Consider the following 15,708-nt stretch of genomic DNA (forward strand, 5'->3'; position numbering starts at 1 on the left):
TCGGCGTCTTTGTGGGCCGGAGCGCCCTCATGGGCGGGATACGGACACCGTAAAGTGGCACGGCCGCCCTCCGGGCGGCGCCGCACAGCAGAAGGGGGAGGGCGATCGGATGCCGCAGACCGAGACACCGGGCACCGGGGTGCTCCCGCGTACCCGGCTGCGCTGGTGGACCGAGCTGCCCCTGATCCTCCTCGTCTACGGCTGCTACTCGGCCGGCCGCCTCCTCGCCCGCGGTGACGTCTCCTCCGCGGTCGACCACGGCCTGGCGATCCTGCGCATCGAGAAGGCCCTGAGCCTCAACGCCGAGCACCCGCTCAACCGGCTGTTCACGCGCGAGCCCTGGCTCGGGGTGCCGGCCGACTTCTGGTACGCCTCGCTGCACTACCTGGTCACGCCCGCCGTCCTCGTCTGGCTGTTCCGGACCCGCGCCGAGCACTACCGGCGGGCCCGCACCTGGCTGATGGCGTCCACGTTCATCGGCCTGATCGGCTTCACCCTGCTGCCCACCTGCCCGCCCCGGCTGCTGTCCGCCGGCCACGGCTTCGTGGACACGATGGCCCACTACAGCTCGTACGGCTGGTGGGGCGGCGAGGCGAGCGCGCCGCGCGGCATGGGCGGGATGACCAACCAGTACGCGGCCATGCCGAGCCTGCACGTCGGCTGGGCGCTGTGGTGCGGAGTGATGCTGTGGCGGTACGGCGGCACGCGCGTGGCGAAGATCCTCGGTGTCCTGTATCCGCTGGGCACCGCGCTCGTGGTCATGGGCACCGCCAACCACTACTTCCTCGACGCGGTCGCGGGCATCGCCGTGATGGGCGTCGGCCTCCTGCTCGCACCGCGCGTCACACGGGCCGCGGACCTGGTCCGCACCCGCCTGTTCCCGCGCCCCACACCGGTCACGGAGGGCACGGGCTCCCCGATTGTCAGTGCCGGATGCCAGACTTCCGCGGGTGAGCGAATTCCACGGCAGCGCGAGTCGCGGCTCGACGCCGGGGCCGAACCGGACGCCTCCCCCAGCGACGCGGGAGAAGGGGCTCCGGCAACGGCTCGCTGAGCTGCGCGGTCCCGACGTACCGGCCAAGGCCCTGGACGCGCGCGCCCTCGCGGCGCTCGCCGCGAACCCCGGGTGCGCGCGGCGGGCGATCCTGGACGGCGCCGGGGTGGACAAGGCGCGGCTGGCGAGCGCGCTGGGCGCGCCGTCCGGGTTCGGGCAGTCGCAGTTCGCGCTGACCCGCGGGAACGCGTTCGAGGCGAAGGTGAAGGCGGACGGCGGCGCGGAGCTGCTGCGGCTGGCGCACGCCCGCCTCGACCCGGGCGCCGAACCGCCCGAGGGCGCCGCCGTGCCCGACCTGACGGCCCACGGCCCCGAGGGGCGTACGGCCCGTACCTCGCTGGCGCTGCGCGAGGCCACGCAGGCGGGCGGCTGGGCCCTGCTGGACCACCCGATGCTCGCCCTGGACGTGGCCGGCTCGCTCGCCTTCCTGGAGCCGGACGCGGTGGTGGTGCACCCGGACGGCAGCTGGTCCGTGGTGGAGATCAAGTCCTTCCCGATGCTGGACGGCTCGGCGGACCCGGCGAAGGTCGGCGCGGCGGCCCGGCAGGCGGCGGTGTACGTGCTGGCCCTGGAGGACGTCGCCGCGCGGCTGGACCCCGCCCCTGTCGTACGGCACCGGATCCTGCTCGTGTGCCCGAAGGACTTCTCCAACCTGCCCGCGGCCTGCGCCGTCGACGTCCGCAAGCAGCGCGCGGTCACCGCCCGCCAGCTGACCCGGCTCACCCGGATCGAGGAGATCGCCGAGACCCTGCCCGAGGGCACGTGCTTCGCGCCCGACCGGGGTGCCGAGGAGCTCACGGCGGCCGTGGCGGCGGTCCCGGCGACGTACGCGCCCGAGTGCCTGTCCGCGTGCGAACTGGCCTTCCACTGCCGGGAACGCTCCCGTGAGGAGGGTGCCGTCACCCGTCTGGGCCGGCCGTTGCGCGCGGAACTGGGCGGTCTGACCACGGTCGAGGACGTCCTCGCGGCGGCCCGAGGCGAGCAGGGCGACCCGGACGATCCGGCGGTCGCGGCCCTGCGCCGGGCGGCCGCCCTGCGCGCGGAGGCGCTGGCGAGCGCGCAGGCACGGGGGGACACGGCGTCGGCGCACGCGGCCCACCGGGAGGTCGCCCCGTGTCCCTGATCGCCACCCTCGCCCGGCTGGAGGCCGTCAACAGCGGCCGGGCCCAGCCCGCCGCGACCGTCCGGCACCGCCATCTGTCGACGCGCCCGCTGGTGTTCGTGCCGCTCACCACCGCCGGTGAGGCGGGCGCCCCGCTCGGCGCGCTGGTCGGCACCGACCGGGACGCGCCGCGCCTGCTGGTCGTGGCGCAGCCACGCGACCGCGATCTGCGCTTCTCCTTCCTCGCCGACCTGGCCGATGTCGTCCTGCCGTACATCGACTCCTACGCCGAGTCCGTGGAGGCGGCCGAGCGCACCGAGACCGACCCGGAGACCGGCAAGCGGGTCAAGGTCGAGGTGGAGCTGTGCGCGGACGCTCCCCAGCTGATCGTGCCGAGCCGCGCCGGCCTGGACTTCGTACGGCTCCTCGGCCGCTCGATGCGCTTCCGCCGGACCGCCGAGCAGGACCCGGAGACCCCCTACCCGGCGCCGCCCCGGGTGCCGCTGCTCGGGCGCTGGCTCACCCACTACGGCGAGCGGTCCCGCGTCCCCGGCTCCTCCCTGCTGCTCGCCCTGACCGATGTGCTGTCCCGGCACTGGGCGACCGGCCAGTCCGGCCTGGAGGACCAGCACCTGGGCGCGCTGCTCGCCTGGATCGACCCTCCGGAGGGCACCTCCGGCGCCGAGGCCGCGCGCCGGGCCGAACTCGCCAGGGACGCCGCCGGCCAGTTGCTGTGCGCGCCGGCCGGACCCGCCACCGACCCGGCGTTCGACAACAAGCTGCTGGCCCCCGCGATCGAGCGCTACGACCGCGCGCGCACCGCACTCGCCGCCGCCGAGGACGCCCTGGCCGCCGACGACCGGCTGGCCGCGCTCACCGCGGCCGAGCGGGAGATCCGCGACCTGGTGGAAAGCCGCACCCGGCCCACCTGGGACGCGGTGTGGCGGGGCCTGGACCTGCTGCGGGCGCTGCCCGAGGGCGCGCATGTGGAGGAGCGCTGGACCCGGGACCGCTGGTCCTTCACCGGGCACCGCGACCGGGTGCTGGCGGGAGAGCCCCCGCAGCCGCGCCGGGACGACGCGGTGACGGCGGCGAACAAGCTGGCCACGCGCGAGCGCGAGCAGGCCCGTCTGGAGGCGCAGGAGGCGCTGGACGACCCGCTGGTGATGGCGGGGCGGCGGCTGGCCGGGGAGGCGTTCGCGGGCGAGGTGACCGATGTCGTCATGGCGTACAGCGAGGGCAAGCGGCCGAGCCCGCGCCCGCTGGTGACGGTCCGCACGGACGACCGGCCGCATCTGGCCGAGCGGGCCAAGGCGTACCGCTCGCTGGGCGGCAAGCCGCAGTCGGCGGAGTTCGTCGGACACGAGGGCCCTGCGGAGGGGGGACTCCTCGTCCTGCGCATCCTGGACAAGATGGGCCGCGGCAAGGAGCCGGAGCCCGGTTCGGTGCCGGAGAAGGGCGACCGGATCTGCTTCACCCTCTTCGAGCACGAGCAGCGCGGCGGCGCGAAGCTGCCCGACCCGGAGGAGACCCCGTGGACCCACGGCGGCCCGCCGGGTGAGGCCGTCCGGGAGGCGGCCGACCCCATCACCGAGGAGGACGTCCTGTGACGACGGTCGACTTCGACCCCGGAGCCGCTGCCGCCGGCGCCACCGACGCCATCCTCCACGACACCCTGCGCGGCACCGAGCGCGGTGTGGTCGTGGACTCCCCGCCCGGCGCCGGCAAGTCGACGCTCGTGGTCCGCGCGGCGCTGGAACTGGCCGAGGCGGGCCGCCCGCTGATGGTGGTGGCGCAGACGAACGCCCAGGTGGACGATCTCGTCGTCCGGCTCGCCGAGAAGAACCCGGACCTGCCGGTCGGCCGCCTGCACAGCAGCGACACCGACCCCTACGACAAGGCGCTGGACGACCTGCCGCAGGTCCGCACGTCGGCGAAGGCGGCCGATCTGAACGGCCTGCCGGTGGTCCTGTCCACGGCCGCGAAGTGGGCGCACGTCAAGGTGGACGAGCCCTGGCGGCACGCGATCGTGGACGAGGCGTACCAGATGCGCTCGGACTCCCTGCTGGCCGTGGCGGGCCTGTTCGAGCGGGCGCTGTTCGTCGGCGACCCCGGGCAGCTGGACCCGTTCGCGATCGTCGGCAGCGAGCAGTGGGCGGGCCTGTCGTACGACCCCTCGGCCTCCGCCGTGACCACCCTGCTGGCGCACAACCCGGGCCTGCCCCAGCACCGCCTGCCGGTCTCCTGGCGCCTGCCCGCGTCGGCCGCGCCCCTGGTGTCCGAGGCGTTCTACCCGTACACCCCCTTCCGCAGCGGCACCGGCCACGGCGACCGCCGCCTCGCCTTCGCCGTCCCCTCCGACGGCTCCGGACCGGACCAGGTGATCGACGAGGCGGCGGAATCCGGCTGGGGCCTGCTGGAACTGCCCGCCCGGCACACCCCGCGCACGGACCCGGAGGCGGTGCGGGCGGTGGCGAGGGTCGTGCGCCGGCTGCTGGACAGAGGAGGCGCGGCGGTCTCCGAGCGCTCGGACGATCCCGCGCCCCTCACGGCCGGCCGCATCGCCGTCGGCACGGCGCACCGCGACCAGGCCGCGGCGGTGCGCACGGCGCTCGCCGAGCTGGGCGTGGCCGACGTCACGGTGGACACCGCGAACCGTCTCCAGGGCCGGGAGTACGACGTTACGGTCGTCCTGCACCCGCTCTCCGGCCGCCCCGACGCCACCGCCTTCCACCTGGAGACAGGCCGTCTGTGCGTCCTGGCCTCCCGGCACCGGCACGCATGCATCGTGGTCTGCCGCGCGGGCGTCGGCGACCTGCTGGACGACTACCCGTCCACGGAACCGGTCCAGCTGGGCACGCTGGTGAAGTTCCCGGACGGCTGGGAGGCGAACCACGCGGTGCTGGCGCATCTGGCGGAACACCGGGTGAGCTGGCGACCATGACCGGATCATCGGATTCCGGTCCCCCGCGAGAACCGGCCGTGACGGCCTCTTGCGAGGGCGCGGGACAATGGACGGTGGCCCCCTGAAGGCGGTGCCCAGCGAAGCGTACGAGGAGGAGACAGGACATGGCGGAGCCCACGCCGCGTCGTAACGAACCGCGGCTACGCCCCGCGCCTCTGATCTTCGAGCCCGCGGAGGCGGCCGGCGATCCCGAGCACTTCTTCGACCTGGAGTCGATCGAGGATCCGCGGGCGCTGCTGGCCCGGGCGACGGAGCTGACCCAGGCGTTCCGCGCGGCGGCCGACCGGGCCGTGGAGTTCCAGGCCATCGCGGCGGCCCAGCTCGCCGACCCGCGCCGGTTCGACCGGCTGACCCCGGGGGACATCGCCGAGCGGGCGGAGTGGACCGAGGACTACGCGAAGAAGATGGTCGAGTTCGGCCGGGACCTGATGCGGGGCAACGCCGAGGGACGGGCATACCCCGATCCCGTGTGACCCGGCGGCCCCGCGCCTGCGGCCGCGTCAGCCCGAACCCTCCGAGTAACCCACATGGCATATGCCAGGCGGGCAAGATACTCCTCCCCCACCCTCTCTGTCCCGGTTTTCGGCAACTCAGAAGAACGGGCTGCTCACGCCCGGTACACCTGGGTGGCATGAGCAGCACACCGAACGTCACCCGAGTCACCCCCGACGGCGTCACCTGGCTCGCCTCGGCGGGCACGCACCCGCGGAGCACGCTGGCCCTCTGGGAGGAGCGCCCGGACGCCCCGGTCGTCCTGCCCTGCGGCACCGTCTTCGATGTGGTGAGCGCCCCGGCGATCTTCGGCCGCCGGATGCTGGACCGGCTGTGGGACGACGGCCCGGGCTCGGGCCCGGTCGCGGTGTTCCGCGGCCGCGTGCTGCTGTTCGCCGCGCCGGGCACCGCCCAGCGGCTGCCCTCGCTGCTGGCGTGGGAGGAGTGGGGCTCGAACCGCACGGAGGCGGTGCCGCCGCTGCTGTGCCACGGCACGGGCGACGCGGTGACCGTCCCGGCGCCGGCCGCCGGCGACACCGCCGGCGAGTCCCGCTGGCTGGTCGCCCCGGACACCCGTCACCCCTGGCTGCCGGGGCCTGAGGTCGTCCTCTGGGCGGCCGTGCGGGCGGCCCGCGCGGCGGTGCGGATATCGATTTTTCCTCCCGCCGACCAGGGTGCTAAGGTCTACGACGTCAGCAGGCGCCGCTAGCTCAGTTGGTTAGAGCAGCTGACTCTTAATCAGCGGGTCCGGGGTTCGAGTCCCTGGCGGCGCACGATGGCGATGGCGAGGCATGTCCGCACACAGCGCGGAGCGCCTCGCCATCGTTGTTTTTGCGCGGCTGCGCCGCGCGCTGTGGGGGCTTCGCCACCCACACCCCCATCGGGTCGGTCCAGTGACCGCAGGCCGGGAGCGCATCGGCCCAGTGACCGCGGGCCCGGAAGATCAGCCGGTGACGGCCGGCGTGATACTGACCGTCCACGCCCCCGACGCCGTCCTCCCCTCCACCTCCACCCGGACGCCCTCCCCGGGCACGGTGAAGCTCTCGCCGAGGGCGACCGGGGCGTCGGCGAGGGGTGGGTAGACCGAGTTCTCCCAGCAGGCCTCGGTGTGCGGGTGGGCGTCGGCGACCGCCACCGGGCCGCCGCCGGACGCCGCTCCGCTGCTGATCCGGTACACCAGGACACCCTGCCGGCAGGTGGCCCGGTCGTTGCCGGCCGCATCGCGCGCCTCGAAGCCCAGGGCGCTGTCGGGTCCGGTGCGCACGATCGCCAGCTTCACCCCGTGCCCGAGGCCGAAAGACGGGGTGCCCGCCGCGCCCTGCACCGGGACGCCGGGGCCGGCCTCCAGCGGCTCCAGGGTCAGCCGGGTCGGCCGCGCGCCGCGCACGCACACCACCTGACGCGGCTCCAGCCAGCCCAGCTTCCACTTGTGCCAGGCCAACAGGTCCGGCGCCAGCCCGAACTGGCTGCCCATCAGGTCCCAGTCGCCGACGTGGGTGTCCCAGTCGCCCTTGCCGTCGGCCGGGCGGCGGTAGAGGTCGGGCAGGTCGAACATATGGCCGGTCTCGTGGGCGAGGACCAGGTGGTCCGGTGGGTGCTTCTCGAAGACCGTGACGACCCGGCGGACGTCGGTGCCGTCCACATGGACGGGCGTGTCGAGGTTCACGACCTTCGTGGCGTCCGAGTCGACGCCGGGCGCGTCCGGGTCGGCGACGAAGTACACGACCTGGTAGCGGGAGAAGTCGACCTCCTTGTCGGCCACGGCGAACGCGTCCCGGAGATAGGCGGCCCGGTCGTCCATGTCCCAGTCCCGCCTTATCGCGTACGCCGTGGACGGCCGGGGCATCCGCAGCCAGTGCCCCAGCGGGTGCGGGCGGAGGGTGAGCCTGCCGTAGGAGGCCTGCTGGTAGTAGCGGCTGGTGGCGGGGAAGTGGTCGGCGGTCAGCTCGGCCGGGCTGGTGCGCGGGGTGGCGTCCGGGAAGGAGAGGAACACCATCACGGCGTCCACCGTGCCGATCGGGCGGGGGTAGGCGGTGTTCCAGGTGTCCACCCCCTCGGAGTGGTGGGCGTCGGTCCGGTGCAGGGCGCACGCGGCCGTGGAGAAGGGCTCGGCGGACGACCTGCCGCCGAGGATCGACGTCGCGGCGAGCGCCGACAGCGTGGTGCACACGGCGGCGGTGCTGCGCAGCTTGTGCACGGGCTGACCTCCGGACGCGGTTCGCGGGACCCGCATCCAGATTGCTGGTATTTGTAGTGCTATGCCCTGTTCGTCTGCACCACAAGGGTGAGTGCGCCTTCGGGTGCGCCGGTGCGCTCCGGCGCCCGACACCCCGGAACACTCACGGAACGTCACAACTGGTCGGGGGCCCCAAGAACCCGTCCAGGTGCGGGCAGAAACGATCTGTCAGAAACTGTGCTCCGTCCGGGACACTGGAGAGTGGCTGGAAGGGCCCGGGGCCAGCCTCTATGATCGGCACACTTTCCGGCACGGACATCGATCGAGTGCACTGCGGGAGCGAGCGGTGAGCGGAACGTCCGAAGGGCCGACGCCCGCGGCAGACCTCGACCGGTCAGCCGTCACAGACAGTGATCACATTACCTATCAGCGTGTCTTCGCGGCCGCCCCGCTCGCCATGGCCGTCGTGGACCGCGCCGGACTCGTCGCCGACGCCAACGCGGCCTTCGGCGAGCTGCTCGGCACCGACCCGGACACGCTCACCGGACGGGTCGCCGCCGACCTCGTCGACCTGGCCTCCGACGCCCGCAGCTGGCACGCCTACCGCGAGGTCCTGCGCGGCCGGCAGGCGAAGCTGCGCTGCACCCGCCGGCTGAAACACCCCGAGGGCCACTCGGTGTGGGTGCAGGTCACCATCGCCCCGCTGGCCGGTGGCGAACCCGGTGTGCTGCTCTCGGTCGCCGACATCAGCGCCCGCCGCGAACTCCAGGCGCGGCTGCGGCACTTGCAGATGCACGACCCGGTGACCCGGCTGCCCAACCGCACGCTGTTCTTCGAGCGGCTCACGGCCGCGCTGGAGGCGGAGTCGTACGAGCAGAGCGGCACCGGCCGGATCGGCCTGTGCTATCTGGACCTCGACGGCTTCAAGGCGGTCAACGACACCCTCGGCCATCGCGTCGGCGACCGGCTGCTCGCGGCCGTCGCCGAGCGCCTGACCCGGGTGGCCGACGAGGCCGGCTACGCCCGCGCGGTGACCCCGCTGGTGGCCCGGCTCGGCGGCGACGAGTTCGCGCTGCTCGTGGAGGACTCCACCGGCACCGAACAGCTCGCCGACCTCGCCGAGTCGGCGCTCAAGGCCCTGGAGGAACCCTTCGACCTGGCGGGCCAGCGCCTGTCGCTGACGGCCTCCATCGGCGTCGTGGAACGCCATGCCGCCGGTACGACCGCGACCGGCCTGATGCAGGCGGCCGACACGACGTTGTACTGGGCGAAGGCCGACGGCAAGGCCCGCTGGACGCTGTTCGATCCCGAGCGCAACGCGCACCTGATGACCCGGCAGGCCCTGTCCTCCACCCTGCGACCCGCCATCGAACGCGGCGAATTCGCCCTGGAGTACCAGCCGTTGGTCGGCATGGAGGACGGACGCCTGTCCGGGGTCGAGGCGCTGATCCGCTGGAATCATCCTCAGTTCGGCACACTGACGCCGAATCGGTTCATCGGACTGGCCGAGGAGGACGGCTCGATCGTGCAGCTCGGCCGCTGGGCGCTCGCCACCGCCTGCCGCCAGGCCCGCCGCTGGCAGCTGGACCACCCCGAGGAGCCGCCCATCTTCGTCAGCGTCAACGTGGCCGTACGGCAGGTGTGGGACTCCGACCTGGTCTCCGACGTGGCCGAGATCCTCGCCGAGACCGGACTCGCCCCGCATCTGCTCCAGCTGGAGCTGACCGAGTCGGCGGTGATGGGCTCGGCCGGCCGGCCGCTGCAGGCCCTGCAGGCGCTCAGCGACATGGGCGTCCGCATCGCCATCGACGACTTCGGCACCGGCTACTCCAACCTCGCCTACCTCAGCCGGCTGCCGGTCTCGACCCTCAAACTCGACGGTTCCTTCGTGCGCGGCTTCCAGTACGAGGCCGACAAGGACCCGGCGATCGCCCCCAACCCGGCCGACGAGGTCATCGTCGAGGCGATGATCCAGCTCGCCCACCGGCTCGGCATCACCGTCACCGCCGAGTGCGTGGAGACCTCGGCCCAGGCCACCCGGCTGCGCCGCATCGGCTGCGACACCGGCCAGGGCTGGCTGTACTCCCGTCCGGTGCCGCCGGATCGTATCTCCGAACTCCTCGGCGAGCAGACCTACGCGGTCGGCAAGCCGTAGGCGTCTGCGATCAACTCGTAGGAGCGCAGACGGAGTTCGCCGCGGTGGGCGTGGGAGACGAGCATCAGCTCGTCGGCCCCGGTGCGCTTGTGCAGGTCGTCCAGGCCGGAGCGGACCTCGTCGGCGGTGCCGTGCACGATGTTGGACGTCCAGGAGGTGATGAACTCCTCCTCCATGGGGCTGAACTCGTGCGTCTCGGCCTCGTCCGGGTCGGGGAAGAGGCCGGGCCGGCCGGTGCGCAGCCGGAGCATGTTCAGGGCCATCGCCCGGGTCTGGCGGCGGGCCTCGCGCGCGTCGTCGGTGGCGAGGGTGGAGACGCCGATCAGGGCGTAGGGCTCGTCGAGGACCGCGGAGGGGCGGAAGGTCTGCCGGTACAGGTCCAGCGCCGGGATGGTGTTCTGCGCGGAGAAGTGGTGCGCGAAGGCGAACGGCAGGCCCAGCATTCCGGCGAGGCGGGCGCTGAAGCCGGAGGAGCCGAGCAGCCAGACCGGCGGGCGGTGCGGGGACTGGACGCCACCCGGGGTGCTGCCCTGCACCGGGCCGGGGATCGCGTGGATCCGGCGGTAGGGGTGCCCGTCGGGGAAGTCGTCGTCCAGGAAGCGGAGGAGTTCCGCGAGCTGCTGCGGGAAGTCGTCGGCGCCCTCGTCGAGGGTGTCGGTGCGGCGCAGGGCCGCGGCCGTGGCGCCGTCCGTGCCGGGGGCCCGCCCGAGGCCGAGGTCGACGCGGCCCGGCGCCAGCGCCTCCAGCGTGCCGAACTGCTCGGCGATCACCAGCGGGGCGTGGTTGGGCAGCATGACGCCGCCCGAGCCGAGCCGGATGCGCTCGGTGTGGGCGGCGAGGTGGGCGAGGATCACGGCGGGCGAGGAGGAGGCGACACCGGGCATGGAGTGGTGCTCGGCGACCCAGTACCGGTGGAAGCCGCGGGCCTCGGCGAACCGGGACAGCGCCACGCTGGTGCGCAGGGCGTCGGAGGCGGTGCTGCCCGCGCCGACGGTCACCAGGTCCAGTACGGACAGGGGGACGGGGGCGGTCCCGTGCGTGGTGCCCCGGATCTCGTCCGTGCCCCGGATCTCGTCTGCCTCGTCTGCCGACACGGTGTGGCCTCCTGTTCGTGGCGTGGGCTGTCCTGGCCCACTAACAGGAGGCAGTCTCCGCTTATTCCCGTACGCCTATGTCCGCACCTGGACCAGGGGCTCCCGGGTGAACAGCGACCCCAGTGCCGGCGCGTTCACCCGGCGGTCGGCGAGCCTCAGCCCCTCCCACACCGTCACCTGGTTGGCCGTGAGCACCGGCTTGGACAGCGCCTTCTCCAGCAGGGACAGATGGGCGGCCGTGTGCAGGGCCGTGTCCGGGAGCAGTACCGCGTCCGCGTCCGGGACGTCGGCCGCCCGGGCCAGCGTCAGCACGTCCTCCTCGCCCCATGTGCCGACCTCCGCCGCCGTGACGATCCCCGAGGACCGCATCCCGGTCACCTCCAGGCCGCCGGCCCGCAGGAAGTCCGCGAAGAGCGCGGCGATGTCCTCCGGGTAGGTGGCGCCGACCGCGACCCGCCGTACCCCGAGCTCCCGGGCCGCGTGCACGAAGGCGAAGGACGTCGAGGACGCGGGCATCCCGGCCAGCCGGGCGAGCGTGCGCACCTGGTCCTGGGCGCCCTCCCAGCCGTGCACGAAGCCGCCGCTGGTGCACGCCCACACCACCGTCTCCGCCCCGCTCAGCCGCAGGGTCTCCATCCCCGCGCCGAGCCGCTCGGCGGAGCCCATCTCGCGCAGCGCCGCCACCCGGTGCGCGTCCTCGCCGATGTCGGTGTGGACCAGGTCCACCCGGATGTCGCTGCCCAGGAGCTGCTCGATGCGCGGATAGTCGTCCTCGGCGGAGTGGCCCGGGTAGAGGAATCCGAGTGCGGTCATGTCCAGCCTTCCTGCGTCTCTTCCGGCGTCTCTTCCGGCAGTGCGGGGGGCCAGGCACGGGCCGACTCGTCCAGCAGCGCCTGATAGGGCCCCACGGCTCGGGTACCCAGCCGGCGCAGAGCAGCCCACATCGTGACCTGGTTGGCAGAGAGCACGGGGATGCGCAGTTCGGCCTCCAGCTGAGGGATCACGTCGTACGTCGGAAGGTTGGTGCAGGAGATGAACAGCCCGTCGGCCGTGCCGGGGCGCACCGCCTGCCGGGCCATGGCGACGACGTCCCGGTAGGGCACCTGCCAGATGTGCCGGGTCAGGCCCATGAACGCGCACCCGGTGACCTCGACGCCGGCCTCGGCGACGAAGTCCTCCAGCGCCCGGGTCACGGACACGGTGTACGGCGTGACCAGCGCGACGCGTCGTATCCGCAGCTCGACCAGTGCCTCCAGCAGCGCGCCCGAGGTGGTCACGGAGGGCGGCGCGCCCGCGAGGCTCATCGCCGCGCACATCGCCCGCTCCCCGGCGGCCCCGCCGACGAAGCTGCCGGAGGCGCAGGCGTAGGCGACGACCTCGGGCGCTACGGCGGTCAGCGCGCGCACGGCGTCGCCGAGGGTCTCGTGCTCGCTGACCAGCCGGGCGAGGTCCAGGCTCACCTCGACCGGCACGAACGGGGTCCGGGTCAGATGGAGCGACACCTCGTCGGGGACCCAGCGCCACAGCTCGCGGTCCAGGGCGAAGTCGAAGGGGGCCACGACTCCCACACCGCGCTGGGGGCGGGGGCCGCCGAGAAAGGAGACGTCCATCGCTGGCACCGGCCTCACGCTGGGAGACGAGTGGGCAACGCATCGCGAATGCGCCCGTGTTGACGAAGGTAGGTTCGGGTGCGAGCGTGGTCAATCCGCGCACAGTCCGCGCATGTCAGCACGCATGATCCGCGCACGTCGGACGCTCGGAGCCGCCCCGTATGACGACCCTGCCGACCCTCCTGGTGCTGGACGCCGACCCGCCACCGCGGCTCGGCCGGCTGACCGGGCGCGCCCGGATCGTGCACACGGACGCCGCGCACCTGGCCGAGCGGCTGCCGCAGGCGGACGTGCTCCTGGTCTGGGACTTCGCCTCGCACGCGGTCCGCGAGGCCTGGCCCGGGGAGGGCCCCCGCCCGCGCTGGGTGCACACGGCGAGCGCGGGCGTGGACCATCTGATGGGCCCGGAGCTGGCCGCGTCCGACACGGTGGTCACCAACGCCCGCGGGATCTTCGACCAGCCGATCGCCGAGTACGTGGCGGCCCTGGTGCTGGCGGTCGCCAAGGACCTGCCGCGCACCCTGGAGCTCCAGCGGGAGCGGACCTGGCGGCACCGGGAGGGCCGGCGGGTGGCGGGCACGCGCGCGTGCGTGGTCGGCTCGGGCCCGATCGGCCGGGCGATCGTACGCGCCCTGAAGGCCCTCGGCGTGACGACGGCCCTGGTCGGGCGGGTGCCGCGGACCGGCATCCACGGACCGGCCGACCTGGACCGGCTGATCTCCCGCGCGGACTGGGTGATCGCGGCGGCGCCGCTCACCGAGGAGACGTACGGCATGTTCGACCGCCACCGCTTCGGCGTGATGCAGCCCTCGGCGTTCTTCGTCAACGTCGGCCGGGGTCAGCTCGTCGACGAGGACGCCCTCGCCCACGCCCTGACCCGGCGCTGGATCGCCGGTGCCGCACTGGACGTGTTCACCACCGAGCCGCTCCCCGCGGACAGCCCCCTGTGGGACCTGCCCGGCCTGCTGGTCTCCCCGCACATGAGCGGGGACACGGTGGGCTGGCGGGACGAACTGAGCGCGCAGTTCGTGGAGTTGTACGAGCGGTGGGCGGCGGGCAGATCACTGGTCAACGTGGTCGACAAGAAGCGCGGATACGTCCCAGGCCACTGACCGCCCGGACCTCTTGGAGGGTGCATGCAGCTCACCGACCTCACCGCGGTACAGCTCCTCGACGGTTACCGCAAGGGCGAGTTCAGCCCCGTGGAGGCGACCGGACAGGCCCTGGAACGGGCGCGCCGCATCCAGCCGGAGGTGAACGCCTTCGTACGCCTCACCGAGGAGGACGCGCTCGCCCGGGCCCGTCAGTCGCAGGAGCGCTGGCGCCGCGGTGAGCCGGCCGGGCTGCTCGACGGGGTGCCGGTGACGGTGAAGGACATCCTGCTGCTGCGCGGCCACCCGACCCTGCGCGGCTCCAGGACGATCTCCGAACAGGGCGAATGGGACGAGGACGCCCCCTCGGTGGCCCGGCTCCGCGAGCACGGCGCGGTGTTCCTGGGCAAGACGACGACCCCCGAGTTCGGCTGGAAGGGCGTGACGGACTCCCCGCTGTCCGGGATCACCCGCAATCCGCACGACCACTCCCGCACCGCCGGCGGCTCCAGCGGGGGCAGCGCGGCGGCCGTGGCACTCGGCGCGGGCCCGCTGTCGCTGGGCACGGACGGCGGGGGCAGCATCCGTATCCCGGCCGCGTTCTGCGGGATCTTCGGGCTGAAGCCCACGTACGGCAGGGTGCCCCTGTATCCGGCGAGCGCGTTCGGCACACTGTCCCACGCGGGCCCGATGACCCGGGACGCGGCCGACGCGGCGCTGCTGCTGGACGTCATCGGCGCCCCGGACCCGCGCGACTGGTCGGGCCTGCCGCCCGCGCCGGGCTCCTTCACGGAGGCGCTCAGGGGCGGCGTGCACGGCCTGCGGGTGGCGTACTCCCCGACCCTCGGCGGCCAGGTCGCGGTCCGGCCGGCGGTCGCGGCGGCGGTACGGCGGACGGTGGCCCTTCTGGCCGACCTCGGCGCGTACGTGGAGGAGACCGACCCGGACTTCAGCGACCCGGTGGAGGCCTTCCACACCCTGTGGTTCAGCGGCGCGGCCCGGGTCACCGAGCGGTTCTCCCCGCGCAAACGGCAGCTGCTGGACCCCGGTCTGCGGGAGATCTGCGTGCGGGGCGCGCGCTACAGCGCGCTGGACTATCTCGCCGCGGTCGACGTCCGCATGGACCTCGGCCGGCGCATGGGCCGCTTCCACGAGCGCTACGACCTGCTGGTCACCCCGACCCTGCCGCTGACGGCGTTCGAGGCGGGCGTGGAGGTGCCCAGGGGCTCGGCCCACCACCGCTGGACGGGCTGGACGCCCTTCACCTACCCGTTCAACCTCACCCAGCAGCCCGCGGCGACCGTCCCGGTGGGCACGGACGCGGAGGGCCTCCCGGTGGGCATGCAACTCGTCGCCGCCCGCCACCGCGACGACCTGGTCCTGCGCGCCGCGCACGCGCTGTACGAGGCCGGGGTGGTGCCGGCCCCGGCGGTCGCCGCCGTCCGGGCGCCCGGCGCGTGAAGCCCGAGCCGCTCACGCCCGCCGGAACGCCAGCGTCTCCCCCGCCGCGCCGCTGCGCCACAGGTCGTTGCACGCCTCGGCCATCGTCTCCAGCCCCTCCACCACCTGGCCCCACACGATCCCCGGTACCCAGCCCACGTCACCGTTGAGGAGCAGGTTGTTGCGCTCGTAGAACAGGGCCAGGTCGACCACCGTGGTGCCGGGGCGGACCTCGCGGTCGTAGCCGTAGGCCCTGGTGCCCAGTTCGGTGCCGGCGAAGGAGAAGTAACAGAGGTCGCCGGGAATCGGGGTGACCGTCGGGTTCTCCAGTGGGGGTTCCGTGGAGGCGAAGGGCGGGAAAAGGGCGTAGATCTCGTTGCGCGCGTATTTCGCGTGATAGACGTCACTCGCCAGCGGGAGCGCGTCCCATACCGCCGCGCAGGTCAGGGGCGCGCGGTCGGCCAGCAGTCGTGCCGTGCAGTGCACGTCCCGCTTCCGGAGCGAGACGGTGACGAATCGATCGGCCATG

14 protein-coding genes and 1 tRNA gene are annotated in these 15,708 nt (G+C 73.6%); 10 read left to right on the plus strand and 5 right to left on the minus strand.

Annotated elements, in window-relative coordinates; all coding sequences use genetic code 11:
* Positions 1-109 precede the first annotated feature (109 nt).
* From ACQPXS_RS19260 to ACQPXS_RS19290, 7 genes are all read left to right on the plus strand, one after another.
* A complete protein-coding gene (locus ACQPXS_RS19260) occupies positions 110-1,054 on the plus strand; it encodes a phosphatase PAP2 family protein (protein ID WP_433450605.1) in 945 nt (314 codons plus the stop codon).
* Positions 951-2,177, plus strand: coding sequence for a hypothetical protein (locus ACQPXS_RS19265; protein WP_433450607.1), 1,227 nt, complete (start codon positions 951-953; stop codon positions 2,175-2,177). Before ACQPXS_RS19260 ends, ACQPXS_RS19265 begins: the two co-directional genes overlap by 104 nt.
* A complete protein-coding gene (locus tag ACQPXS_RS19270) occupies positions 2,168-3,766 on the plus strand; it encodes a hypothetical protein (RefSeq protein WP_433450608.1) in 1,599 nt (532 codons plus the stop codon). Before ACQPXS_RS19265 ends, ACQPXS_RS19270 begins: the two co-directional genes overlap by 10 nt.
* The gene (locus tag ACQPXS_RS19275) at positions 3,763-5,100 is read left to right on the plus strand and encodes an AAA domain-containing protein (protein ID WP_433450609.1); all 1,338 of its coding nucleotides are present in this window, start codon (positions 3,763-3,765) and stop codon (positions 5,098-5,100) included. The genes ACQPXS_RS19270 and ACQPXS_RS19275 overlap by 4 nt, the downstream gene beginning before the upstream one ends.
* Before the next feature lie 125 nt (positions 5,101-5,225).
* Positions 5,226-5,594 (plus strand): hypothetical protein, encoded by a 369-nt coding sequence (locus tag ACQPXS_RS19280; protein WP_351808705.1) that lies wholly within the window; start codon positions 5,226-5,228, stop codon positions 5,592-5,594.
* A gap of 158 nt (positions 5,595-5,752) precedes the next feature.
* Complete coding sequence (locus tag ACQPXS_RS19285; protein WP_433450611.1) at positions 5,753-6,322, plus strand: bifunctional DNA primase/polymerase; 570 nt, start codon at positions 5,753-5,755, stop codon at positions 6,320-6,322.
* A tRNA-Lys gene (locus ACQPXS_RS19290) sits at positions 6,313-6,386 on the plus strand. Before ACQPXS_RS19285 ends, ACQPXS_RS19290 begins: the two co-directional genes overlap by 10 nt.
* A 170-nt stretch (positions 6,387-6,556) precedes the next feature.
* On the opposite strand, the gene ACQPXS_RS19295 is transcribed toward ACQPXS_RS19290, so the two are convergent.
* Entirely contained in the window at positions 6,557-7,846 is a 1,290-nt protein-coding gene (locus tag ACQPXS_RS19295; protein ID WP_433450613.1) for a M6 family metalloprotease domain-containing protein, read from the minus strand.
* A 289-nt stretch (positions 7,847-8,135) separates the two neighbouring features.
* Here ACQPXS_RS19295 and ACQPXS_RS19300 point away from each other — a divergent pair, with 289 nt between their 5' ends.
* Positions 8,136-9,944 (plus strand): putative bifunctional diguanylate cyclase/phosphodiesterase, encoded by a 1,809-nt coding sequence (locus tag ACQPXS_RS19300; RefSeq protein ID WP_433450614.1) that lies wholly within the window; start codon positions 8,136-8,138, stop codon positions 9,942-9,944.
* Here ACQPXS_RS19300 and ACQPXS_RS19305 read toward each other — a convergent pair.
* The 3 genes from ACQPXS_RS19305 to ACQPXS_RS19315 all read right to left on the minus strand — a co-directional run bounded on the left by ACQPXS_RS19305 (position 9,923) and on the right by ACQPXS_RS19315 (position 12,648).
* Entirely contained in the window at positions 9,923-11,038 is a 1,116-nt protein-coding gene (locus ACQPXS_RS19305; RefSeq protein WP_433450615.1) for an LLM class flavin-dependent oxidoreductase, read from the minus strand. The genes ACQPXS_RS19300 and ACQPXS_RS19305 overlap by 22 nt on opposite strands.
* 75 nt (positions 11,039-11,113) lie before the next feature.
* The gene (locus ACQPXS_RS19310) at positions 11,114-11,851 is read right to left on the minus strand and encodes a maleate cis-trans isomerase family protein (RefSeq protein WP_365323347.1); all 738 of its coding nucleotides are present in this window, start codon (positions 11,849-11,851) and stop codon (positions 11,114-11,116) included.
* The gene (locus ACQPXS_RS19315) at positions 11,848-12,648 is read right to left on the minus strand and encodes a maleate cis-trans isomerase family protein (protein ID WP_433455862.1); all 801 of its coding nucleotides are present in this window, start codon (positions 12,646-12,648) and stop codon (positions 11,848-11,850) included. Before ACQPXS_RS19315 ends, ACQPXS_RS19310 begins: the two co-directional genes overlap by 4 nt.
* Positions 12,649-12,809: 161 nt before the next feature.
* Between ACQPXS_RS19315 and ACQPXS_RS19320 the strand changes: the two genes are divergently transcribed.
* Both ACQPXS_RS19320 and ACQPXS_RS19325 read left to right on the plus strand, forming a co-directional pair.
* Entirely contained in the window at positions 12,810-13,760 is a 951-nt protein-coding gene (locus ACQPXS_RS19320) for a D-2-hydroxyacid dehydrogenase (RefSeq protein WP_433450616.1), read from the plus strand.
* 24 nt (positions 13,761-13,784) lie between these two features.
* Positions 13,785-15,200, plus strand: coding sequence for an amidase (locus tag ACQPXS_RS19325; RefSeq protein ID WP_433450618.1), 1,416 nt, complete (start codon positions 13,785-13,787; stop codon positions 15,198-15,200).
* A 12-nt stretch (positions 15,201-15,212) separates the two neighbouring features.
* Here ACQPXS_RS19325 and ACQPXS_RS19330 read toward each other — a convergent pair whose 3' ends face one another.
* A complete protein-coding gene (locus tag ACQPXS_RS19330; protein WP_433450619.1) occupies positions 15,213-15,707 on the minus strand; it encodes a DUF3830 family protein in 495 nt (164 codons plus the stop codon).
* Position 15,708: the final 1 nt, after the last annotated feature.

It is taken from the genome of Streptomyces sp. CA-142005, assembly GCF_050942335.1.
Lineage (GTDB): Bacteria > Actinomycetota > Actinomycetes > Streptomycetales > Streptomycetaceae > Streptomyces.

What these genes read in the sequence shown, in the direction of transcription:
- ACQPXS_RS19260 (WP_433450605.1), top strand. Translation starts at nt 110, where the DNA reads ATGCCGCAGACCGAGACACCGGGCACCGGGGTGCTCCCGCGTACCCGG.
- ACQPXS_RS19280 (WP_351808705.1), top strand. Translation starts at nt 5,226, where the DNA reads ATGGCGGAGCCCACGCCGCGTCGTAACGAACCGCGGCTACGCCCCGCG.
- ACQPXS_RS19285 (WP_433450611.1), top strand. Translation starts at nt 5,753, where the DNA reads ATGAGCAGCACACCGAACGTCACCCGAGTCACCCCCGACGGCGTCACC.
- ACQPXS_RS19295 (WP_433450613.1), bottom strand. Translation starts at nt 7,846, where the DNA reads ATGCGGGTCCCGCGAACCGCGTCCGGAGGTCAGCCCGTGCACAAGCTG.
- ACQPXS_RS19310 (WP_365323347.1), bottom strand. Translation starts at nt 11,851, where the DNA reads ATGACCGCACTCGGATTCCTCTACCCGGGCCACTCCGCCGAGGACGAC.
- ACQPXS_RS19315 (WP_433455862.1), bottom strand. Translation starts at nt 12,648, where the DNA reads ATGGACGTCTCCTTTCTCGGCGGCCCCCGCCCCCAGCGCGGTGTGGGA.
- ACQPXS_RS19320 (WP_433450616.1), top strand. Translation starts at nt 12,810, where the DNA reads ATGACGACCCTGCCGACCCTCCTGGTGCTGGACGCCGACCCGCCACCG.
- ACQPXS_RS19325 (WP_433450618.1), top strand. Translation starts at nt 13,785, where the DNA reads ATGCAGCTCACCGACCTCACCGCGGTACAGCTCCTCGACGGTTACCGC.
- ACQPXS_RS19330 (WP_433450619.1), bottom strand. Translation starts at nt 15,707, where the DNA reads ATGGCCGATCGATTCGTCACCGTCTCGCTCCGGAAGCGGGACGTGCAC.